The sequence below is a fragment of the Brevundimonas sp. NPDC090276 genome (assembly GCF_044772165.1).
GTDB lineage: Bacteria > Pseudomonadota > Alphaproteobacteria > Caulobacterales > Caulobacteraceae > Brevundimonas.
Genome location: NZ_JBIVYK010000001.1, coordinates 1155763 through 1177459, shown reverse-complemented (window position 1 = coordinate 1177459; position 21697 = coordinate 1155763). Strand labels below are relative to the sequence as shown.

The following is a 21697-nucleotide window of genomic DNA, read 5'->3' as shown; positions in this document are numbered from 1 at the left end:
CAGCGTGGTTAACCATCTCTTCCCGCCGCCCTTCGACGGCCGTCCCTGAGCCAAGGCGGAACGCCGCCCCGACCTGGGCCGTTGTCCTCAAGAATAGGGAGGTACAGGCCGTGGCGCATACGGACATCGAGTTCGACGCACAGGATCACGCCGAGATCTATGACGAAACCCACGTCGACGACGAAGGCGACGGGGACATTTCTCTGGACGAGGCCGACGATGTTCTGGACGTGACCCAGGCCGACGGAGACGCCGACGACGAGCCGTTCGACGAGAACGAGCTGGATCTGGACATGGAGTTGGCCCTGGCCGGCGTCGAGGCCGAAGCTGACGCCCTCCTGGGCGTGGAATCGCCCCGCATCAGCGAGATCGACGCCGACGGCGAGGTCGCCTCCGCCCCCGATGAGGTCGAGCTGGTCTACGCCGGTCTGATGCGTAACCAGCGCGGCGCTCAGGCCAGCGCCGCTCACTGGGAGGCGAAACGCCTGTCCGATGACGACATCGAGGACCTGGGCTACGGCCCCGACAACGAGGAGCGAGCATGAGCGAGCATCACCCCACCAAGACCCATGAAGACGCCGACCCCAACACGCCTCCGGCCAAGCCCGCCGCGCGCGAAGAAGGCAAGCCGGATCAGCTGAAGGACAAGGAAAAGGAGGCCGAGAATCGTCAGGAAGCCCTGATCGACGAGGGCGTCGAGGAAACCTTCCCCGCCAGCGACCCCGTCTCGGCCAAGCGCATCACCTGACCGTTCTCCAGACAGCCTGTTCAGGCGCGTCCTGATAAGCTACCTGCTGCTCTTCCCCCGATTGGAGCAGGTTTTCATGAGCCGGTTCGAAGGCACGTCCAACTACATCGCCACCGAGGATCTGAAGGTGGCGGTCAACGCGGCGGTGGCGCTGGAGCGCCCGCTGCTGATCAAGGGCGAGCCGGGCACGGGTAAGACGGTCCTGGCCTATGAACTGGCGCGTGCGCTGAACGCGCCGCTGATCACCTGGCATATCAAGTCGACGACCAAGGCCCACAATGGGCTTTATGAGTACGACGCTGTCAGCCGCCTGCGCGACAGCCAACTGGGCGACGAGCGGGTCCACGACGTCCGCAACTATCTGAAGAAGGGCAAGCTGTGGGAGGCCTTCACCGCCCCGGCCCGCCCCGTCCTGCTGATCGACGAGATCGACAAGGCCGACATCGAATTTCCCAATGACCTGTTGCAGGAACTCGACCGCATGGAGTTCTACGTTCAGGAGATCGACGAGACGATCCGCGCTGAAATCCGCCCGGTCGTCGTCATCACCTCGAACAATGAGAAGGAACTGCCAGACGCCTTCCTGCGCCGCTGCTTCTTCCACTACATCCGCTTCCCCGACGCGGAAACCATGCAGGACATCGTCGAGGTCCACTTCCCCGGCATCAAGGCGCGTCTGGTCTCCGAGGCGCTGAAGACCTTCTACGAAATCCGCGACACGCCGGGCCTGAAGAAGAAGCCTTCGACCTCGGAACTGCTGGACTGGCTGAAACTGCTGTTGGTCGATGATGTCTCGCCCGAGACCCTGCGTGAGAAGACGCCGGGCAAGCTGATTCCGCCGCTGCACGGCGCCCTGCTCAAGAACGAACAGGACGTGCACCTGTTCGAGCGGCTGGCCTTCCTGAACCGTCGCGAAGGCGCCCGTCCCGGTTCCTGAGACGGCCGTGATCCCGCCGCCTTCGATTACCGCGATTTCACTGGAATAGCCGCGCCTTGCGCGCACAATCGGACCCGAACAGGAGCCGACCATGCATCATCTCCTCTGGCCCGTCTGCGCCCTCGCGCTGATGACCGCCGCCTGCGACAACGCTGGCACGGTCCGCATTACCTCGACCTCGTCCGGCAAGGACGCCGGCGTGCTCAAGGTCGTGGACGCCCTGCAATGCCCACAGACCCAGGGCGTACTGACCCGCAAGGGCTCGGCCCAGGCTGACGGGACAACCTGCGTCTACAGCGGCCCACGCGGCTCCGAGGTCACCCTGCAACTGGTGAGCTTGAACGGCGGTTCGGTTCAGGACGCGCTGAAGCGGTTCGAAGACCGGCTGTCGGCCGATCTGCCGGAAGCTCTGGCCGAGGCCCGCGCCAACGAGGATCGCGCCCGCGCAGAGGCCGTTCGCGCCGAAGCCGACGCCGCCCGGGCCGAAGCCGAGGCGGAACACGCCGGCGCCGACGCCGAACGCGCCGCAGCCAAGGCGGAAGCCGCGGCCGATGCCGCAACGGATTCCGCCCACGTCAGCGCGCCCGGCGTGCGGATCGACGCACACGGCGACAAGGCCACCGTCCACCTGCCGGGCATGAGAATCGACGCCGACGGCGACCGCGCCAACATCAAGATCGGCGGCATCACCATCCGCGCCGACGACAAGAACAGTCAGGTGAACGTCCGCTCGACCGACGAGGTCGTCAGCATCGACGCCAATGACAACACCGCCCGCATCCGCACCAGCGCTCCGGGCGAGGCCGTTCGCGCCACCTTCCTGATGACCGCCGACCAGTCCTCGACCACCGGCTGGCGCGTCGTCGGCTATGAAGCGCGCGGCCCTTCCGGCGGCCCCATCGTCGTCGCCACCGTGCGGGGCAAGGATCGCAATGAAAACCGTGTGTTCGAGGCCGCCAAGGCCCTGGTGACGCTGAACGTCGGGGATTAACCCCCACGAATCGCAACGCTTGCCCTTGATCGGGCGTTCGGGATGGGTCACCTCACCTGCCCCATGCGCAGGACCCCGAACTTGGCCGAAGAACACGAAGACCTGGCGCCCAAGCCCAAGCCCAGAACCCCCAAGCCCCCGCGCGCCTGGCAGCGGATGCTGTCCGGCCGCCGCCTCGACCTGCTCGACCCGTCGCCGTTCGACATCGAGATCGAGGACATCGCTCACGGTCTGGCGCGCGTCGCCCGCTGGAACGGTCAGACCATCGGCGAGCACGCCTTCTCGGTCGCCCAGCACTCGCTGGTGGTCGAGGAGATCGCCGCCCACATCCGTCCAGGGCTGGAACCCAAGTGGCGCCTGGCCGCCCTGCTGCACGACGCCTCGGAATATGTGATCGGCGACATGATCTCACCGTTCAAGTCCGCGCTCGGCGCCGGCTACAAGGACTTCGAGGCCCGGCTGGAAGCCGCCATCCATGTGCGCTTCCAGCTTCCGCCCAAGACGCCGCAGACGATCAAGACCCTGATCAAGAAGGCCGACCGCGCCTGCGCCTTCTATGAGGCGACCCAGTTGGCGGGCTTCAACCGTCGCGAGTCGCTGCAGATCTTCGGCGCTCCGCCCGCCGGCTATGACCTGATCATCGACCCCCTGCCCGCCTCGGTGGCGCAGCAACGCTATCTGGACCGCTACCGCGTTCTGGCCGAAGCTGTCGGCATCCTGCCCGGCGCCGACGCCTGGCACACGGAATAGGGACTGCATGACGCAAGCGGGGGCGCTTCACGGGAACGAACAGGGCGTGCGGATCGGTCTGTCGGCCGTGGTCATCGCCCTGCGCTCGGGCCAGGCCGTGGTCCTGACCACCCACGCCGCCGACGGCGCCCCGGCCCTGCCCTTCGGCCCGTTCGATCCCGCGCGCGACCGCACCTTCGAGCTGGCCCTGCGCGCCTTCGTCACCGAACAGACCGGCTTCCCGCTCGGCTTTGTCGAACAGCTCTACACCTTCGGCGACGCCGGCCGCGCCTCGCCCCGCGCCACACCGGGCCCCGAGCGCGCCCGCGAGGTCTCGGTCGGCTACCTGGCCCTGACCGCCGAGGCGCCCGAAGCCCCCGGGCTGGACGCGGCCTGGACCCCGGTCTTCGACATCTTCCCCTGGGAGGACTGGCGCGACGGGGCGCCCGCCGTCATGGCGACGCTCGCCCCGGCTCTACGCGCCTGGGCCGACGGCGACGCCCGCCGTCTGGGCCGGGCCGAGACCCTGTTCGCCCTGACGCCTGAACGCCGCTGGAACGAGGAACGGGTGCTGGAGCGCTATGAGTTGCTCTATGAGGCCGGTCTGGTCGCCGAGTCCGCCCGTGACCACGACCGCCCTGCGCCGTCCGCTCTGCCCGACCTGCCCATGGCCTCGGACCACCGCCGCATCGTCGCCACGGCGCTGGGCCGCCTGCGCTCCAAGCTTAAATACCGCCCGGTCCTGTTCGACCTGACGCCGGACACCTTCACGCTTTCCGCATTGCAAGCCGCTGCCGAGGCCGTCGCGGGGCTTTCGCTGCACAAGCAGAACTTCCGTCGCGGCGTCGAACGCGCCGGTCTGGTTCAGGCCACAGGGGTCTTTTCCAGCGATACCGGCGGTCGTCCGGCCGAGCTTTTCCGCTTCGTCGGCGCCGATCCCCTGGGCGGTCCCGCGCCCGGCCTGACCCTGCCCGGACAGCGCTGAAACTTTTATCGAATTTCTTCGCTGGAATCGCTTGCGGCCCGCGCCGCCTTTGACTAGAGAAGCCCCTCGCTCGACCAAGCGAATATCGGCCCCGCGGAGAGGTGGCAGAGTGGTCGAATGTACCGCACTCGAAATGCGGCGTAGGTGGAAGCCTACCGTGGGTTCGAATCCCACCCTCTCCGCCACCGACCTACCAGATAGATATCTTCCCCACAGGGGGACACGGCCCAGCCGGTAAAGCGACCGTTGAAGGCCCTGCCTCTGCTCACTGACCGGACGGCGCGTCGAGCAGCCGACCGGCTCGCACCGACGCCGTGCCGGAGAAGGCCGGGCGCGTGATGGTCATGGTCTTCAGGTCGATCTCGCCGTCGACGCCCATCGTGATGACGCGCACGGCGGCATAGTCCAACGGTTGACCGAGCACAGCCTGCGGCGCGCCCTCGGGCTGGACCAGCCAGACATAGCCGCTGCTGGCGGTATGGAAATGACCGATCCCGTCGGCCTCGACGCACAGTGCCCCGTCCTCGTCCACGCCCAGGCCGACAGCGGCCGGATCATCGGTCGCCCGCGTCTGCGCCACAAAGGCGATCAGGCGGCCCAGACGGTCACGGACGCTGAAATGCGTGTCGGTCACCACATGGGCCAGATAGGGCATGTCCAGGAAATCGCGCACCATGGTGACCTCGGGCCCCATGGGGTCCTTCAGCGCCGCCTCGGAATCGACGCTGCCGTCGTCCATCGCCCCGTATCCGGCGCCGCCCAGAATGGCCAGGCCCGCGCTGGTGCCGCCGATCGGACGACCGCGCGCGACATGATGGTTCAGCGCCGCCTCGATCGGGGTGTCCTTCCAGAAGCGGACGTATTTCGCCTGATCGCCACCGGCCAGGAAGATACCGTCGGCGCGCTCCAGAATGGCCAGGACGCGCGGGTCCTGCGCCGCCTTGCGGTCGTCGAACAGCAGGGTCTGGACCGAGGCCGCGCCGCCGATGTCGCGATAGATCTCCTCGCCGGCCTCGCCATCGCCCGAGGCGCGCAGGATGACGATATGGCCGTTGCCCGCCTTGCCCAGGAACCATCGGAAGGCGCCGTAATCCCAGTCGCCGCCGCCCATCAGCATCATCGCCGCTTCAGTCCTCCCCGACGTCGTCGCCGAGACGTCGCCGACCGAGAAATAGGTGTAGCCGTCGGGCGTCCCCGCCGCCTTCGCCGACGCCGCTCCCGAAACCGCCGCGAGCCCAAACAGCAGCGCTAGGATCACCCGTCGCATGAAACATCCCCTGGTCCCAAATCGTGACAGGCATTAGCGCACACTTCGCTGAACAACGCGATACGAACGGTGATTTTTACCCTTCTAAAACAGTGAAATCGGTCCCATGGTGATCAAAAGAGGGACAGGGGGATCACCATGAAAAAAGTCAAATCCATCATTGGCGCTCTGACGGCCGGCACCAGCCTGATCGCGCTTTCCGCCGCCGCCCAGACCGCGCCGACGGAGCCGTCCGATCAGGCCACCACGGTTGACGAAATCGTGGTCCTGGGCTCGCGCATTCCGCGTCAGATCGACACCGAAGGCCCGGCGCCGGTGACCACGATCACGTCCGAGGACATCCTGCGCAACGGCTATCAGAGCGTGCCGGACCTGCTGCGCGCCGTGACGCAAAACGGCGGCGAGACGCAGAGTCAGCAGTCCTTCTCGGGCGCCTCCTTCACGCCTGGGGCCCAGCAGGTCGACCTACGCGGTCTCGGCCCCAATCATACCCTGGTGCTGGTCAACGGCCGCCGCATCGCCGACTTCCCCCTGCCCTTCCAGGGCCAGAGCAACTTCACCGACGTGTCGAACCTGCCCGTGGGCCTGATCGAACGCGTCGAGATTTTGAGCGGCAGCGCCTCGGCCGTCTACGGCTCCGACGCCATCGCCGGGGTAGTAAACTTCGTACTCAAGCAGTCGGCTGACGGGATCCGCGTCGACTTTCGCCAGGGCCTGACCGAGGACGGCGGCGGCGATTCTCAGCGCTTCACCGTCACGGCGGGCGGCACGCGCGGCAATTTCCACGGCGTGGTCGGCGTCGAACTGCTGCGTCAGAAGCCGCTGTGGGCCTATGACCGCGACATCCAGGACTCGACCAAGGACAGCCCGACCAACACCACGGCCCGCCGCGCCTATCTGCGCTTCGACGAGTACGACGACTATCTGGACCCCGGCGCGCCGACCTGCGCCGCCCTGTCCTCGCAGAACGGCGGCACGACCTACCACGCCAACCGCCCGCGTTACGGCTATTTCTGCGGCAGCGACGAATCCATCGGCTACGGCACCATCCTCAGCGACCGCAATGGGCTGAACAGCTACGCCTCCATGGGCTACACGCTCAGCGATCGGACCGAGCTCTTCCTGGACCTGCAGTACAGCCACAGCGACCTGAAGCTCTTCTCCGACGTCCAGTCCTGGCTCTATCAGGACGAGAACGGCAGCGAGGACGGCCTCTTCTTCAACGTCGACACCGGCATGGTCGAAGGCTGGCAGCGTCAGTTCTCGCCAGAGGAAATGGGCGGCCTGTCCAAGGGCTTCACCCGCAACCGCTCCGACAGCTTCACCATCACGCCCGGCATCAAGGGCACCTTCGGCGACGCCGACCAGTGGGGCTATGAGGTCGCCTTCAACCACGCCGAATACCGCTCGAAGGTCCGCTTCCCGCAGATCATCGCCTCGGCCGCCAATGACTTCTTCCTGGGTCCAAAACTGGGGATCGATCCCGACAGTGGCTACGCCATGTTCGCCGCCGGAGTGGACGCTGCACGGCTCTACAAGCCCCTGACCCCGGCCGAGTACGACCAGATCGCCCAGGACGCGGTCTACAATCCGCGCTCGCGCACCGACAACCTGTCGGCCACCATCAACAATCGCGCCCTGTTCGAACTGCCGGCCGGCCCGGTCGGCTTCGCCGCCGTGATCGAGGCGGGCAACCAGAGCTACAACCTGAAACCGGACCCGCTGGCCCTCAAGCCCTACTACTACGGTCTGGTGGATTCCGACGGCAAGGGCGACCGCGACCACTGGGGCGTCGGCTACGAAGTCCGCGCGCCGCTGCTCAGCAATCTCGAGTTCAGCACGGCGGGCCGCTACGACCACTACGAGTTCGCCGGCAACGGCTTCGGCAAGTTCACCTACAACGCCGGCCTCGAGTATCGCCCGATCAGCACGGTCCTGCTGCGCGCCGCGTATGGCACCGGCTTCCGCGCGCCCGACCTGCACTATGTCTTCTCGGGTCCGGGCAACACCCACCCGTCCGGCACGGACTATTACCGCTGCGCCACCGAGGAGCCGGACGAGGACATCGGCGACTGCAGCTACTCCGACGAAGGCATCGTCGCCCACCGCAACGGCAACCGTGACCTGCAGCCCGAGACCAGCAAGTCGTTCAATGGCGGCGTGGTCTGGCAGGCGACCCGAAACCTCAGCCTGTCGCTGGACTATTTCCGCGTCGAACTGAGCGATCAGGTCCGCGACATGAGCATCGACACCATCCTGCGGAACGAGGCCGCCTGCCGCCTGGGCGGCGCCGACGCGGCCTCGCCCACCTGCGTCGACGCCATCGCCCGCGTCGAGCGCCAGGCGACCGGCCCCCTGGCCGGAAGCCTGATCGGCGTCTTCACCAACCCGATCAACATCGCCCAGGAAACCACGTCGGGCTTCGACGTCGCCGCCCGCCTGCGCGTGCCGACCGAGCGCATCGGCGAGTTCAACGTCTCGCTGGCCTACACCTATGTCGACGACCACACCTTCCAGCAGTATCCGGGCGATCCGACCATCGACAAGCTGGCCTTCGACAGCGGCTACTACATCCCGCGCGACAAGGGCACGGCGAGCGTCAGCTGGGCGTTCGACAAGCTGACCACGACGCTGCAGGGCCAGTATCTCGGCAAGCTGCCGAACTATGACGAGGACGCCTACATCAGCGACAGCTGGATGTTCAACGCCTCGGCCCAGTACGACCTGACCGACCATGTCCGCCTGTCGATGACGGTCAACAACCTGTTCGACGAGGGCCCCGTCAAGGATCCGACCTACAGCGCCTACCCCTACTACGACATCTCCTGGTTCGACTCGGTTGGCCGCAGCTATTATTTCCAGCTGACCTACAAGTTCGGCGGCGCCGGGCTCTAGCCACGCTAGCATCTCCTCCAGCCCTGCCGACAGGACTGGAGGAGCCTGCCCTGTGTCGGCCTAACGGCCCTGTCTTCCAAAGGCCTGCGTGACAATTGGATGACACCAAGGGATGAGCCTGAAGCTTCAGCATAAATGCTGCATTGCACACCCTCACAAGCCCGATGATACATAGCCCCCGCGTTCGGGAGCCGTGCCTCGTTCGCAATTGCAACGCGACCCTCAGAATGGTCCGTGCAGCGTCATCGGGAGGAATGAGACGATGAATCGTCTGTTGGTCAGCGTATCCGCCGGGGCACTTGCGACCCTGTGTTCCACGACAGCCATGGCCCAGCAGGCGCCGTCCGAGCGCGCCACGACGGTCGGTGAGATCATCGTCACCGCCCAGCGCCGCGAACAGGCGGCCCAGGACGTGGGTATCGCCCTCAGCGTGCTCAGCGGCGAAAGCCTGACGCAGCAGGGCGTCACCAACATCAATCAGTTGCAGAACGCCACGCCCAATCTGGAGATCGAACCGGCTTTCGGCGGCGGCGCGGCCCAGTTCCGCCTGCGCGGCGTCGGCTTTCAGGACTACGCCACCAACAACGCGCCCACCGTCGGCGTCTATGTGAACGAGGTCGCCTATCCGGTCCCGGCTATGACCCAGGGCTTGATCTTCGACATCGACCGGGTCGAGGTTCTGCGCGGCCCGCAAGGCACTCTCTACGGCCGCAACACCACCGGCGGCGCGATCAGCTTCATCACCAAGCGCCCTACCGACAAGCCGTCGGCGGGACTGACGGCTGAATGGGGCGACCACGACCTGTTCCGCGCCGAGGGCCATGTCTCGGGCCCGCTGGCCTCGACCGTGCGCGGCCGCCTGGCCGTCTCAACCGAACAGGGCGGCGCCTGGCAGCGTCATCGCGACACTGGCGAGACCCTGGGTGACGCCGACCGCAGCGGCGCCCGCGCCCTGATCGACTGGACGCCGACCGACAGCCTGTCCCTGCTGCTCGACGTCCACGGCGGCGTCGACAAGTCCGAGAACCAGGGCCTCTATCTGATCAGTGACTTCCGGACGCGCGATCCCGACGGCGACGGCGCCAGCAGCGGAATCCTGATCCCCGCCGACAAGGACCGGTCCAAGACCGGCTGGGGCCTCTCGCCCCGCTTCGCCGCCGAGATCGGCCGCGACGTGAAGGCCAAGCCCGGTCGCGATAACTCCTCCTGGGGCACATCGCTGAACGCCAAGCTGGCGTTGCAAGGCCTGACCCTGAGCAGCATCAGCAGCTTCGAGACCCTGAAGCGCAGCGAATACGGCGACTGGGACGCCAGCCCCTCGGTCGAAGCCGATACCTTCTTCGGCAGCGACGTGGATGTGATCTCACAGGAACTGCGCCTGGCTTCTGACGCAGACAGCGCCCTGACCTGGCTGGCCGGCTTCTACTATTCGAAGCAGGACTTGAACGAGCGCTACTCCTCAGACTTCATCGACATCTACGGCACCTACGCCCAGGTCACCTATGACCAGAAGGTCGAGTCCTGGAGCCTGTTCGGACAGGCGGAGTACGCCTTTTCCGACCAGTTGAAGGCCATCTTCGGCCTGCGCTACGAAGAGGAAACCCGCGAGTTGCAAGGCTTCGGCTCGGCTTTCGGCGGCGCCACCGCCCTGCCCCCGACGACGGTCGATACCAGGATGACGCCCCTGACCGGCAAGGCGGCGCTGGAGTTCGCCCCCTCCGACAACCTGCTGATCTACGGCTCGGTCAGCCGGGGCGCCAAGTCGGGCGGCTTCACCACCTACAACACCGGCGCCCGCAGCGGCATCGAGCCGTTCGACCCGGAAATCCTCTGGGCCTACGAGGTAGGGTTCAAGGCCGACCCGTCGCGCGCGATCCAGATCAACGGCTCGGCCTACTACTACGACTACAGCGGGCAGCAGGTGCTGTCGGCGATCTGCGGCGCCAACGGCCCCATCGGTCGCTTCACCAACGCCGATTCCAAGATCTACGGCGCTGAGCTGGAAGGCGTCTTTCGCCCGAGTACCGGTCTGCGGATTTCGCAGAACCTCAGCTACAAGCAGGGCGAGTACACCGACTTCATCGATCTCGACATTCCCGCCTGCCAGCAAACGCGCACCACCGTCCTCATCGACAAGTCCGGCGACGAAATCCCCTTCCCTTCGCTCAGCTACGGCGGATCGATCTCTTATGACTGGACCGTCAACGGTTTCGCCGTCACCGCCGAGACCAACTACAGCTATCGTGACGATTACCCGTCGTGGCTGGGGCCGCTGTACGACGTCGAGGCCTACTGGCTGGCCAACGCCAGCCTGACGGTCGGCCCCGAAAACGCCAACTGGTCGGTCACCTTCTGGGCGCGCAACCTGTTCGATCAGGACTACGATCTGACGCGCAACTTCTTCACCAACGCCGACATCGCCCAGCCCGGTCGGCCCCGCACCATCGGCGCGCGTCTCAGCCTGCAGTATTAACGCACCGGCGGGTTTTTCTGACGCAGGCCCCGAGGCAGATGCGATATGGGGGATGCCGACGGGCGAACGGAAGGCGAGACCGCGTGAACTCAGGTGACTGGCGTCTGGCACGAGAGCGGCTGCGCGGCCTGCTGGCGACGGCCCTGCTGGTCGCCCTGACCCTCCTTGCGCCGCTGGCCGAGGCGACCGCCGCCCCGGCCCAGCCCCCGCGCGACCGTCTGGTGCTAGGCCTCCCGCTGGAGCCGCCGAACCTCGACCCGACCTCGGGCGCGGCGGCGGCGGTGGACGAGGTGGTTTACGCCAACGTCTTCGAGGGTCTGACCAGGCTGACGCAGACCGGCGTCGTCGCGCCCGCCCTAGCGGAATCGTGGGAAGCCGCGCCTGACGGCCTGACCTGGACCTTTCATCTGCGGCGCGGCGTCACCTTCTCGGACGGCTCGCCCTTCGACGCCTCGGTGGCGAAGTTCTCGCTGGACCGCATCACAGCCGAGGGTTCGACCAACGCCCAGAAGGCCCTGTTCGCGCCGATCCAGAGCGTCGAGGTCGTCAATCCGGCCACGATCCGCATCCGCCTGTCCCGGCCGATGGCCACCCTGCCCTACGTCCTGGCCTGGGGCGACGCCGTCATGGTCTCTCCGAACAGTGCGGCGGCCAACGCCGTCACGCCCGTCGGCACAGGCCCGTTCAAGCTGCAGAGCTGGCAGCGCGGCAGCCAGCTAACCCTCGTGCGCCGCGACGGCTACTGGGGAACGCCACCCCGCCTGAGCACGGTCATCTTCCGCTTCATCAGCGACCCGACCGCCGCCTTCGCCGCCGTCAGCGCCGGCGACGTGGACGCCTTCCCTAACTATCCCGCGCCCGAGAACGTGGCCCAGTTCCGGCGCGACCCGCGCTTCCGCGTTGTCGTCGGTGCCTCCGAGGGCAAGGTCATCCTGGGGATCAACAACACCAAGGCGCCGTTCAACGACGTGCGCGTGCGCCGCGCCCTGTCCTACGCCATCGACCGCGACGCCCTGATCCAGGGGGCCATGTTCGGCTTCGGCCAGCCCATCGGCAGCCACTATTCACGTCAGGCGCCGGGCTATGTCGACCTGACCGGCGCCTATCCCCACGACGTGGCCAAGGCGCGTCAGCTGCTGGCCGAGGCGGGCTATTCGAACGGCATAGACGCGACCCTGCGCCTGCCGCCCCGCCCCTACGCCCGACGCAGCGGCGAGGTGTTGGCCTCGCAACTGGCCCAGGCCGGAATTCGCGTAAAGATCGAGAACCTGGAATGGGCCCAGTGGCTGGATCAAGTGTTCAAGCGCCGCCAGTTCGACCTGACCATCGTCGAGCACGTCGAGCCGATGGATTACGACATCTATGGCCGCAAGGACTACTACTTCGGCTACGACAGCCCGGCCTTTGACGCCCTGCTGACCCAGGTTCAAAGCGCGCCGGATGAGCCGACGCGGCTGCGTCTGCTGGGCGATCTGCAACGCCGCATAGCCGACGACGCCGTCAACGGCTTCCTGTTCCAGTCGTCGCGCATCGGCGTGTGGAAGGCCGATCTGAACGGCCTGTGGATCAACGGCCCTATCGCCGCCAATGACGTCACCGGCGCCTACTGGGCCGGCGCAGATGTCACATCGAGCGCCAGCGCCAAGCGCACCGGCGACGGTCCGCCCTGGGGCTGGATCAGCCTGATCGCGGGCGCCGCCCTGCTGGCTTTCGTCGCCTGGCGCTTCGGCGCCGCCTGGCTGCTGAAGAAGCTGGGCGGCCACGCCCTGACCCTGCTGGCGGCGACCGTGGTTATCTTCCTTCTGCTGCAGGTCGTGCCCGGCGATCCGGCCAGCTACATGATGGGGCTGAACGCCAGCCCGGAATCCATCGCCGCCCTGCGTCAACAGATGGGCCTGGAGGGCTCGGGCCTCGAACGCTATTTCGCCTGGCTCGGCGACCTGCTGAGCGGCCAGTTCGGGACCAGCTACACCTATCAGGTGCCGGTCGGCGGCCTGATCGCGGAACGTCTGGCCGTCTCGGCGCCGCTCGCCCTGATGGCCACCTTCCTGTCGCTGGCCGTCGCCCTGCCCATCGGCGTCATGGCCGCCAGCCGTCGTGGCACGGCGGTCGACACCGGCCTGATCGGCGTCACGCAGGTCGGCGTCGCCCTGCCCAACTTCTGGATCGCCATGCTGCTGATCCTGCTGTTCTCGGTGAACCTGGGCTGGTTCTCTGCGGGCGGCTTCCCCGGTTGGAGCGCCGGCTTCTGGCCCGCCTTCAAGGCCCTGATCCTGCCCGCCGTAGCCCTGGCCGCGCCGCAGGCCGCCATCCTCGCCCGCGTCCTACGCACCGCCCTGCTGGACACCATGAACGAGGACTATGTCCGCACCGCCCGGGCCAAGGGCCTGTCGGTCAATCAGGCCCTGTGGCGGCACGCCCTGCGCAACGCCTGGATCCCGGTCCTGACCATTCTCGGCCTTCAGTTCCCCTTCCTGCTAGCCGGCGGCATCATCATCGAGAACGTCTTCTCCTTGCCCGGCCTCGGCCGACTGGTCTTCCAGGCCATCACCCAGCGCGACCTGATCGTGGTGCAGAGCGTGGTGGTGGTGCTGGTCTTCGCCGTGGTTCTGGTCAGCTTCCTGATCGACCTGGCCTATCTGTTCGCTGACCCGCGCCTGAGGGGACGTCGCACATGACCGACGCCCCCGCCATTCCCGCCGCCGAGCCCCGTGTGGGCTGGCCCCTGTCCTTGATCGTCGGCGCGACGCTGACGGCCGTGGTGCTGGCCACCGCCCTGCTGGCCCTCGTCTGGACGCCCTATGACGTCACAGCAGTGAACATCGCCGCCAAGCTGGCCTCCCCCTCCGCCGCCCATCCGTTCGGCACTGACCATTTCGGCCGCGACGTCCTGTCGATGATCATGGCGGGGGCGCAGAACTCACTCGTCGTCGCCTTCGTCGCCATCGGCATCGGCGCGGGCGTCGGCACGCCTCTGGGCCTGACCGCGGCGGCGCGGGGCGGTTGGGTCGATGACCTGGTCATGCGCGGCAACGACCTGATCTTCGCCTTCCCCGCCCTGCTGCTGGCCGTGATGATCACCGCCGTCATGGGACCGGGCGCGATCAACGCCGTCATCGCCATCGGCGTCTTCAACATCCCCGTCTTCACCCGCGTCGCGCGCGGCGCGGCGCAAGGCCTGTGGACGCGCGAATACATCCTGGCCGCCCGGACGGCGGGCAAGTCGAAAGCCCTGATCTCGCTCCAGCATATCCTGCCCAATCTGATCGGCCTGCTGATCGTTCAGGCCGCGATCCAGTTCGCCGTCGGCATCGTGGCCGAGGCCGGCCTTTCCTACGTCGGCCTGGGCGCCCAGCCGCCCGCGCCCAGCTGGGGCCGGATGCTGGCCGAGGCCCAGACCATGATCGGTTTCGCGCCCTGGCTGGCCGTCATGCCGGGCCTGGCCATCTTCGTGACCGTGCTGGGTCTCAGCCTGAGCGGCGACGGCCTGCGCGACCTGTTCGACCCGCGCGTGCGGCGGGAGCGTTGACCATGAGCGTCCTCGACATCCTCGACCTCAGCCTGTCGATCGTCCAGACGCCGATCCTCAAGCACGTCAGCCTGTCCGTCGCGCCCGGCGAAATCCTCGGCCTGGTCGGCGAAAGCGGCTCGGGCAAGTCGATGACAGCGCTGGCGGTGCTGGGCCTGACGCCGCCGCGCGCGACCATGACCGGCGAGATCCGCCTGAACGGCCAACTGATCTCGAACGTCTCCGACGCCGCCCTGTGTCAGGTGCGCGGCCGCGAGGTCGGCGTCGTCTTCCAGGAGCCGATGACCGCCCTGAACCCGGTCATGACCATCGGCGATCAGGTCGCCGAGACGGTGCGCCTGCATAAGAAGGCGTCGCGCAAAGAGGCCCTGGCCGTCGCCCGCGCCGTGCTGGAGCGCGTCGGCCTGCCCGCCGAACATTTCCCGCTGGGCCGCTATCCGCATGAGCTTTCGGGCGGCCAGCGACAGCGCGTGGCCATCGCCATCGCCATCGCCCTGACGCCGAAGCTGCTGATCGCGGACGAGGCGACCTCGGCATTGGACGTCACCGCCCAGGCCCAGGTTCTGGATCTGCTGAAGCGGCTGGCGCGCGAGGACGGCATGGGGCTGATCCTCATCGCCCACGACCTCGCCGTCGTGGCCGAAACGGCCGACAGCGTGGCGGTGATGAAGGACGGCGAACTGGTCGAACAGGCGCCCGCAGGGCGCATCCGCAATGGCTTAAGCCATCCCTATTCGCAACGCCTTCTGGCCCATGCGACCCATGTCCCCAAACGCACACGTAAGCCTGGCGCGGACGCCGCGCCGGTGCTCGAGGTCGAGGGACTGGTGCGTGAATACCCCCGACCGCGCCCCCTGTTCGGCAAGGCCGCTCCCTTCCGCGCCGTTGATCAGGTCAGCCTGTCGATCCAGCCTGGCGAGAGCATCGGACTGGTCGGCGAAAGCGGCTGCGGCAAGTCCACCCTGCTGCGCGCCATCCTCGCTCTGGAGCCACCGCAAGGCGGCCGCGTCCGGGTCAAGGGTCGCGACATCACCGCCGCGCGCGGCGCCGCCCTGAAGGCCATCCGCCGCGACATCCAGGTTGTGTTCCAGGACCCCTATGGCAGCTTCGATCCGCGCTGGAGGGTCAGCGACCTCGTGGCCGAAAACTTCCACCTGCTGGACGCCCGCCCCAGCCCCGCCGAGGCCCGCCGTCGCGTCGATGAAATGCTGGAGCGCGTGGGCCTGAACAGCAAGGCCGCCGACCGCTATCCGCATGAGTTCTCAGGCGGCCAGCGCCAGCGCATCGCCATCGCCCGCGCCCTGATCACCGAACCCTCGATCATCTGTCTGGACGAGCCGGTCTCGGCGCTGGACGTCTCGATCCGGGCGCAGATTCTCGATCTTCTGGCCGATCTATCGAACCGCCTGGGCCTGTCCTATCTGTTCGTCAGCCACGACCTGGCCGTGGTCCGCGCCGTGACGGACCGCCTGATGGTCATGCAGGCCGGGCGGATCGTCGAGCAGGGGCCGACCGCCGCCGTCTTCGCCGCGCCGTCGCACCCCTATACGCAGAAACTACTGGCGGCGACGCCGGAACTGGTCCGCAATGGCGCTCTGGAAAAGGAAACCGCCGGATGAACCGCAGAACCGTCCTCGGCTCGGCCCTGATCGGCGCCGCCGCCTCCGCCGCCCATGCGTCCGGCGCCACCGCGAGCCCCGCGCAAGGCGCCCGCGCGTCCGGCCGCACCGGCCCGCTGAACCTCATCACCGACGTCGAGGGCGTCCTGGTCGGTCAGGCCCATGACGTAGGCGTCCGCACCGGGGTCACCGTCATCCTGGCCGAAAAGCCCGCCGTTGCCGCCGTCGACGTGCGCGGCGGTGGCCCCGCTGGACGCGAAACCGACGTGCTGAAACCCGAGAATCTGGTTCAAGAGGTGGACGCCATCATCCTGTCCGGCGGTTCGGTCTATGGTCTGGCGTCCGGCGACGGCGTCGCCGCCTGGATGGGGATGCGCGGGCGCGGCTACGGCATGGGCGGGGCGCCCGGCGTGCCCCCCTCGCCCATCGTTCCGGCGGCCTGCCTCTATGATCTGGCCAACGGCGGAAACAAGAAGTGGGAGATGGACCCGCCCTATCGCCGCCTCGCCGTCGAGGCGCTGGAGACGGCGGGCGACCGCTTCGACCTGGGCACCGCCGGCGCCGGCTACGGCGCCTCGGCCGGCGCGCTGAAGGGCGGAATCGGCTCGGCCTCGGCCGTCATGGCCTCGGGCTGGACGGTGGGCGCCATCGTCGCCGTCAACAGCGTCGGCTCGGTCGTGGCGCCGGGGGGCAAGAGCTTCTGGGCCGCCCCCTATGAGATCGGCGACGAGTTCGGCGGCCTCGGCTCATCGGGCCTGCACGCCTCCGCCGAGGACTGGGGCGCGGCCAAGTTCCGCCCCCAGCCACGAGAGAACACCACTCTCGCCTGCATCGCCACCGACGTGGCCCTGACCCGCGTCGAGTGTCAGCGTCTGGCCATCATGGCCCAGGACGGACTGGCGCGCGCCATCCGCCCGGCCCACGCCCCCTACGACGGCGACACCCTGTTCTGCCTGTCCACCGGCAAGAAGATCATCGAGGACCCCGCCATGCGCCAGATCGCCGTGGCCCAGCTGGGCAATGTCGCCGCCGATGTCCTGGCCCGCGCCATCGCGCGCGGCGTCTATCACGCCGCCAACTATGAAGGTGTCACCGGCCAGACCTGGCGGGAGTTGTAAGCTCCCGCCCACACTCTAGTGCCACTCGCCGCCGCCGATCGGCGCGCCCGGCGGCACGGCCTGCGCGACCGGCAGGGTCTCGCTCAGCGCCTTCAACCCATCGACCGGTCCAGTCAGAGCCTCGGCCAGCCAGGCGCATTGCGCCGTCTCCAACCGGTCGCCGCGGCACCGCGTCAACTGCTCGCCGAACCGTCGCGAGCTGTCGCGCACTGCCCCCTGGGCTGTGGACGACAGGTCCTTGCCCTGGATCAGGGCCGCCAGATAGGCGGCGTACCGCGCGCGCGTCACACGGCGCAGTTCCGCCTGACGCGGGCTGAGGTTCCCGCCCGGCCCCACCGCCGTGGCCACCCGATCCAGCACCTCGTTCAGGCCCAATTGCCCCCCATCGCGACGCTGCTGCTCGACTAGACGGTTCAGCCGCTCGGGCGCCAGCAGGGTCTCGAACACCACCTCGGACGCCGCCGCCGCCGCCGATGACGGGTCGAACACGGCGTCGGTCTTTCCCTCGAACAGCTCGATCTGCATCTGCCGGTCAGGATTGCCCGACTGGGCCGAGGACAGCAGGTCGATCAGGTCGTCGCGCAGGTCCAGCTCGGCCGGCGACAGCGCCTGCATCAGGGCCTCCAGCGCGGCGCGCTGTTTGTCCGCAGGCACGACCTCGGCCCGCTCATGACCGTCGCCGCTGATGGCGTAGCCATAGTCCACGCCGCCGATCTGCCGCCCGACCGCCGTGGTCTGATAGCGGTGATAGAGGTAGATGGGCACGATCACCCGGCGCAGGTCCGCCGCCGGCGCGCCCGTCGGCAGGTTAGCCAGGCCGAAGCGCGACAGGGCGATGCGCCGCACCGCCATGACGTTGGCGAACTCGGCGACCGGGTCAGTCCCGTTGTCCCACATGGCGGCGTAGGGCTGCAGACTGCCCAGCGGCCGGGTGTCGGTGTCGTTGACGAAGCGATAGCCCTTGGCCTGCGCCTCGGCCGCCAGCCCGGCGCGCCGGGCGACCGGGTCCTGTCCCGGCGCATCGCCGTACAGCCAGTCCACCACATAGTGGTCCCAAGCCCCGACGCCGGTCGTATAGGCGCGGCTGAAGTCCAGACGCTCGCCGTCGGCGATCACCCAGGGGGCCGGATAATCCATGACCGAGGCCCGGTCCTCAAAGGTCGAGGCTGCGAAGTTGTGCGAAATCCCCAGCGCGTGACCGATCTCGTGCGCCGACAGGTGGCGCAGGCGCTGATAGGCTAGACGGTCGGGATCGTCCTCGCCGCCCGTGCCGCTGCGCGCCGCGCCGACCAGACCCTCAAAGATCATCTTGTCCTGACGGTCGCGCAGGGAGCCCAGTTGCACCACGCCGCGCACGATCTCGCCGGTGCGCGGGTCGTTGACGCTGGTGCCGGTGGACCATCCGCGCGTCTCGCGGTGAACCCAGGAGACGATGTTGTAACGGGCGTCCATCGGGTGCGCGCCCTCAGGCAGCAGCTCCACCCGGAAGGCGTCGATGTAGCCCGCCTTGTCAAAGGCTTGCGCCCACCAGTTGCCGCCCTCGATCAAGGCCTGACGGATAGCGGGCGGGGCGGCGCGGTCCACGTAGAAGACGATCGGCGTCTTCACCGTCGAGCGCGCGGCGGTCGGATCGGTCTTCTCCAGCCGGAAACGACGGGCCAGGCGGCTGACCACCGGCTGATCCAGATCGGCGGCGAAATCCGTCACCGTCACCTGGGCCGAGGTGCCCGAACGCGGGTCATGCAGAACCGTCTGGAAGCCGTCGTCCGGCAGGCGGATGAAGGAGTGGCGCACCGCCAGGGTGACCGAGCGCGAGTCCGGCGAGACGCGCGACAGCTCCGCCCCCGGCTCGTCGCTGGTGAAGGTCTGAACGGTCTGGAACTCGACATTGTCGGGGAAGACCAGGGTCTGGTCGGCGTCCAGATAGCCAAGGCTGGGCGCCGCCTTGAACGTGCCCAGCCGCGCCCGCTTCAGGCGTCCGACGGCGTTGATCGCGTCGCGCTCAAGGAAACCCGACAAGTCGACGTTGACCGAACCGTCCGCCCCCGTCTCGACCACCTCGCCGGACCAGACGACCGACGGCGCGAAGGAGGCGGCGACCGCGTTCACCTGATCGGCGTCGGCGTTCTGGGCGCGGAAGCGGGTGTTCTCGAACTCGGCGAAGACGCGGTTGCCTGCCTTGCGGAAGGCCACGACCTGGGCCGCCCCCAGACCCGAACGGTCCAGCCCGGCCCCGTCCATCCCCAGCCCCGCCGACAGACCGGGCTGATAGAGGTAGCGGCCCAGCACCCCGTCCGCGCCCGGCGCGGGCAGACGCACCGTCGCCTTGCCCTTCTGCCGATCCAGCTTCACGCCGAACAGGCCGTCCTGCCAGGTCGAGGCCGACGACGCGGCAGCGGCCGGGCTTCCCGTTCGAGCCAGAACCGGCGCCGCCCCCGCGGCTACGACCAGGCCGGCGACGCTCGCCAGCAGAACCTTGCGCAACATGAGCCGCCCCCGCGGTTGACTGAAATCTACTGGACGCCAAGCGCCAGGGCGTCGGGCCGGCGGGTGTCCGCCGCGCCTAGGAATCGATCGCCCTCAATCATGATGGACTGGGTGCTGCCCATTGTCATGGACGGGCGGACCGTGTGGCCGCGCTCGCGCAGCAGGCGCTCGACGTCGGGCGAGAAACCGCCTTCCAGCTCCAGCGGGCTGTCGCCGCCGCCCTGGTTCAGGCGCGGACGCATGGCGGCCTCGGCGATGTTCAACTGGTGGTCGATGACGTTGGAGACCAGTTGGACCATGGTCGCGATGATGTAGCCGCCGCCCGGCGTACCGGTGACCAGCCAGGGCTTGTCGTCGTCAAAGACGATCATCGGCGTGATGGTCGAGCCCAGACGCTTGCCCGGCGCGGGCGAGTTGGGCTCACCGCGCGTGCCCCACGAGAAGTTGTCGAGCGAGTTGTTCAGCAGGATGCCCGTCCCCACCGGAGCGACGTGCGCGCCATAGGAGTTGGACAGGGTGTAGGTGTTCGACACCGCATTGCCGTGGGCGTCGGCCACCGAATAGTGGGTCGTGTCCTGGCTCTCATAGGGATAGGGGTTGCCCTCGGGGATGTCGGCGGCGGCCAGCGAGCGATCCATGCGGATCAGCTTGACCCGCTCGGCGGCGAATTCCTTGCTGGCCAGCCCCTGCGCGGGCGTCGTCCACTGGGGCGCGCCGCCGACCAGGCGACGGTCCGAGGAGACGATCTTCATCGCCTCGGAAATCAGATGCAGGCTGTCGACGCTGCCCCAGCGCAGGTCGCGCATGGGGAAGTGCTCCAGCAGGTTCAGCCCCTCGGCCACGCTGACGCCCGAGGCGGTCGGCGGCATGTAGGCGATGCGGTGATCGCGATAGGTGGACCAGATCGGCGCGGTCACGTCGGCGCGATAATCAGCCAGATCCTGCGCGTCCATGACGCCGCCGCGGGCCCGCACGCCCTCGACGATCTTTTGCGCCAGTTCCCCGCGATAGAAGGCGTCGGCGCCGCCCTGCTGCACCTGACGCAGGCTCCAGGCCAGTTGGGGCTGCTTGAACAGCTCGCCCGCGCGATAGGGCGTGCCGTCGGCTTTCAGATAGGCTTCGCGCGCGCCGGGATCGGTAGCCAGGACCGTAGCGCGGCCGGCAGTGGCGTCGGCCTCGCCATCCGACAGGATGACGCCGTCCTCGGCCAGCTTGACCGACGGCGCCACGACTTGAGCCCAGGTCAGGACGCCGAAACGCTTATGCGCCTCCCACATGCCCGCGACCGTGCCGGGCACCGAGACGTTGCGGAAGCTGGAAGGCGCGCGGCGATCGAACTTGCCGCTGTCGTCCAGCAGGAAGTCAGGCGTCGTGGCGCGCGGCGCCGTGCCGTAATAGTTGATGGCGATGTCCTGGGCCGGGCGATCCGCCGTCGCCGCCATGTGGACGATCATATAGCCCCCGCCGCCGATGTTGCCGGCGCGCGGCAGGGTCACCGCCTCGGCGAAAGCCACGGCCACCGCCGCGTCCACGGCGTTGCCGCCCTGTTTCAGGATGTCGACGCCCACCTGAGTCGCCAGCGCGCTCTGGCTCACCACCATGCCGCCGCGTCCGACCGTCGGGCTGTGGATCTGGCCGTAGCTGACGATGTCGCCGCCGCTGCCGACCGTAGGCCGGGTCGGGACCGCCGCTTCTTGCGCGAAAGCAGGCGCCGTCGCCAACAGGGCCGCCGCCGCGACCGTCAGAATCTTCAGATGAGAACGCATAGCCACCCCGTCACAATTCGCACGCCACCGAACTCCCAAGGGCGGAAAGCCTGATTTCACCCTGAGGAGGCGCAGCCGAAACAAGCGATAGCATTGCCAAAACAACGAACTCAAGAGAGACATTTGGCGATTACGTTGCGCTCAATCTTGAAT

At 67.9% G+C, this 21697-nt stretch carries 15 protein-coding genes and 1 tRNA gene; 13 read left to right on the top strand and 3 right to left on the bottom strand.

Translation table 11 applies throughout. From position 1 onward, the window contains the following. Window positions 1-110: 110 nt before the first annotated feature. From ACIQTU_RS05720 to ACIQTU_RS05690, 7 genes are all read left to right on the top strand, one after another. The gene (locus ACIQTU_RS05720) at window positions 111-545 is read left to right on the top strand and encodes a hypothetical protein (RefSeq protein ID WP_400543578.1); all 435 of its coding nucleotides are present in this window, start codon (window positions 111-113) and stop codon (window positions 543-545) included. Further along, window positions 542-748, top strand: coding sequence for a hypothetical protein (locus ACIQTU_RS05715; protein WP_400543575.1), 207 nt, complete (start codon window positions 542-544; stop codon window positions 746-748). The genes ACIQTU_RS05720 and ACIQTU_RS05715 overlap by 4 nt, the downstream gene beginning before the upstream one ends. 76 nt (window positions 749-824) lie before the next feature. Further along, window positions 825-1685, top strand: coding sequence for an AAA family ATPase (locus tag ACIQTU_RS05710; RefSeq protein WP_400543572.1), 861 nt, complete (start codon window positions 825-827; stop codon window positions 1683-1685). Between the two features lie 91 nt (window positions 1686-1776). Then, window positions 1777-2676 (top strand): methyltransferase type 11, encoded by a 900-nt coding sequence (locus ACIQTU_RS05705; protein ID WP_400543569.1) that lies wholly within the window; start codon window positions 1777-1779, stop codon window positions 2674-2676. A 156-nt stretch (window positions 2677-2832) separates the two neighbouring features. Then, entirely contained in the window at window positions 2833-3426 is a 594-nt protein-coding gene (locus tag ACIQTU_RS05700; RefSeq protein WP_114817816.1) for a YfbR-like 5'-deoxynucleotidase, read from the top strand. Window positions 3427-3433: 7 nt separating this feature from the next. Continuing rightward, entirely contained in the window at window positions 3434-4390 is a 957-nt protein-coding gene (locus tag ACIQTU_RS05695) for an NrtR DNA-binding winged helix domain-containing protein (protein ID WP_400543566.1), read from the top strand. 95 nt (window positions 4391-4485) lie between these two features. After that, window positions 4486-4575 (top strand) — tRNA-Ser (locus ACIQTU_RS05690). 80 nt (window positions 4576-4655) lie between these two features. Here ACIQTU_RS05690 and ACIQTU_RS05685 read toward each other — a convergent pair. Continuing rightward, window positions 4656-5657, bottom strand: a complete 1002-nt coding sequence (locus ACIQTU_RS05685; RefSeq protein WP_400543563.1) for a cyanophycinase — start codon at window positions 5655-5657, stop codon at window positions 4656-4658. Between the two features lie 138 nt (window positions 5658-5795). On the opposite strand from ACIQTU_RS05685, the gene ACIQTU_RS05680 reads away from it, so the two are divergent. From ACIQTU_RS05680 to ACIQTU_RS05655, 6 genes are all read left to right on the top strand, one after another. Then, the gene (locus ACIQTU_RS05680; RefSeq protein WP_400543560.1) at window positions 5796-8552 is read left to right on the top strand and encodes a TonB-dependent receptor plug domain-containing protein; all 2757 of its coding nucleotides are present in this window, start codon (window positions 5796-5798) and stop codon (window positions 8550-8552) included. Between the two features lie 262 nt (window positions 8553-8814). Next, window positions 8815-11025 carry a TonB-dependent receptor gene (locus ACIQTU_RS05675; RefSeq protein ID WP_400543557.1) on the top strand — a complete coding sequence of 737 codons (2211 nt, stop codon included), beginning with the start codon at window positions 8815-8817 and terminating at the stop codon, window positions 11023-11025. 83 nt (window positions 11026-11108) lie between these two features. Continuing rightward, window positions 11109-13703 (top strand): ABC transporter substrate-binding protein, encoded by a 2595-nt coding sequence (locus ACIQTU_RS05670; RefSeq protein WP_400543554.1) that lies wholly within the window; start codon window positions 11109-11111, stop codon window positions 13701-13703. Further along, window positions 13700-14554 carry an ABC transporter permease gene (locus ACIQTU_RS05665; RefSeq protein WP_400543551.1) on the top strand — a complete coding sequence of 285 codons (855 nt, stop codon included), beginning with the start codon at window positions 13700-13702 and terminating at the stop codon, window positions 14552-14554. Before ACIQTU_RS05670 ends, ACIQTU_RS05665 begins: the two co-directional genes overlap by 4 nt. A 2-nt stretch (window positions 14555-14556) precedes the next feature. Beyond that, entirely contained in the window at window positions 14557-16173 is a 1617-nt protein-coding gene (locus tag ACIQTU_RS05660) for an ABC transporter ATP-binding protein (protein ID WP_400543548.1), read from the top strand. Next, window positions 16170-17291, top strand: a complete 1122-nt coding sequence (locus ACIQTU_RS05655) for a P1 family peptidase (protein WP_400543545.1) — start codon at window positions 16170-16172, stop codon at window positions 17289-17291. Before ACIQTU_RS05660 ends, ACIQTU_RS05655 begins: the two co-directional genes overlap by 4 nt. Window positions 17292-17306: 15 nt before the next feature. On the opposite strand, the gene ACIQTU_RS05650 is transcribed toward ACIQTU_RS05655, so the two are convergent. Both ACIQTU_RS05650 and ggt read right to left on the bottom strand, forming a co-directional pair. Continuing rightward, window positions 17307-19778, bottom strand: coding sequence for a zinc-dependent metalloprotease (locus ACIQTU_RS05650; protein ID WP_400543542.1), 2472 nt, complete (start codon window positions 19776-19778; stop codon window positions 17307-17309). A 26-nt stretch (window positions 19779-19804) separates the two neighbouring features. Then, window positions 19805-21544 (bottom strand): gamma-glutamyltransferase, encoded by a 1740-nt coding sequence (ggt, locus tag ACIQTU_RS05645; protein ID WP_400543539.1) that lies wholly within the window; start codon window positions 21542-21544, stop codon window positions 19805-19807. Window positions 21545-21697: the final 153 nt, after the last annotated feature.

Coding starts and splice junctions, on each gene's coding strand:
- ACIQTU_RS05680 (WP_400543560.1), top strand. CDS start 5,796: ATGAAAAAAGTCAAATCCATCATTGGCGCTCTGACGGCCGGCACCAGC.
- ACIQTU_RS05715 (WP_400543575.1), top strand. CDS start 542: ATGAGCGAGCATCACCCCACCAAGACCCATGAAGACGCCGACCCCAAC.
- ACIQTU_RS05685 (WP_400543563.1), bottom strand. CDS start 5,657: ATGCGACGGGTGATCCTAGCGCTGCTGTTTGGGCTCGCGGCGGTTTCG.
- ACIQTU_RS05665 (WP_400543551.1), top strand. CDS start 13,700: ATGACCGACGCCCCCGCCATTCCCGCCGCCGAGCCCCGTGTGGGCTGG.
- ACIQTU_RS05695 (WP_400543566.1), top strand. CDS start 3,434: ATGACGCAAGCGGGGGCGCTTCACGGGAACGAACAGGGCGTGCGGATC.
- ACIQTU_RS05675 (WP_400543557.1), top strand. CDS start 8,815: ATGAATCGTCTGTTGGTCAGCGTATCCGCCGGGGCACTTGCGACCCTG.
- ACIQTU_RS05655 (WP_400543545.1), top strand. CDS start 16,170: ATGAACCGCAGAACCGTCCTCGGCTCGGCCCTGATCGGCGCCGCCGCC.
- ACIQTU_RS05705 (WP_400543569.1), top strand. CDS start 1,777: ATGCATCATCTCCTCTGGCCCGTCTGCGCCCTCGCGCTGATGACCGCC.
- ACIQTU_RS05710 (WP_400543572.1), top strand. CDS start 825: ATGAGCCGGTTCGAAGGCACGTCCAACTACATCGCCACCGAGGATCTG.
- ACIQTU_RS05650 (WP_400543542.1), bottom strand. CDS start 19,778: ATGTTGCGCAAGGTTCTGCTGGCGAGCGTCGCCGGCCTGGTCGTAGCC.
- ggt (WP_400543539.1), bottom strand. CDS start 21,544: ATGCGTTCTCATCTGAAGATTCTGACGGTCGCGGCGGCGGCCCTGTTG.
- ACIQTU_RS05660 (WP_400543548.1), top strand. CDS start 14,557: ATGAGCGTCCTCGACATCCTCGACCTCAGCCTGTCGATCGTCCAGACG.
- ACIQTU_RS05700 (WP_114817816.1), top strand. CDS start 2,833: ATGCTGTCCGGCCGCCGCCTCGACCTGCTCGACCCGTCGCCGTTCGAC.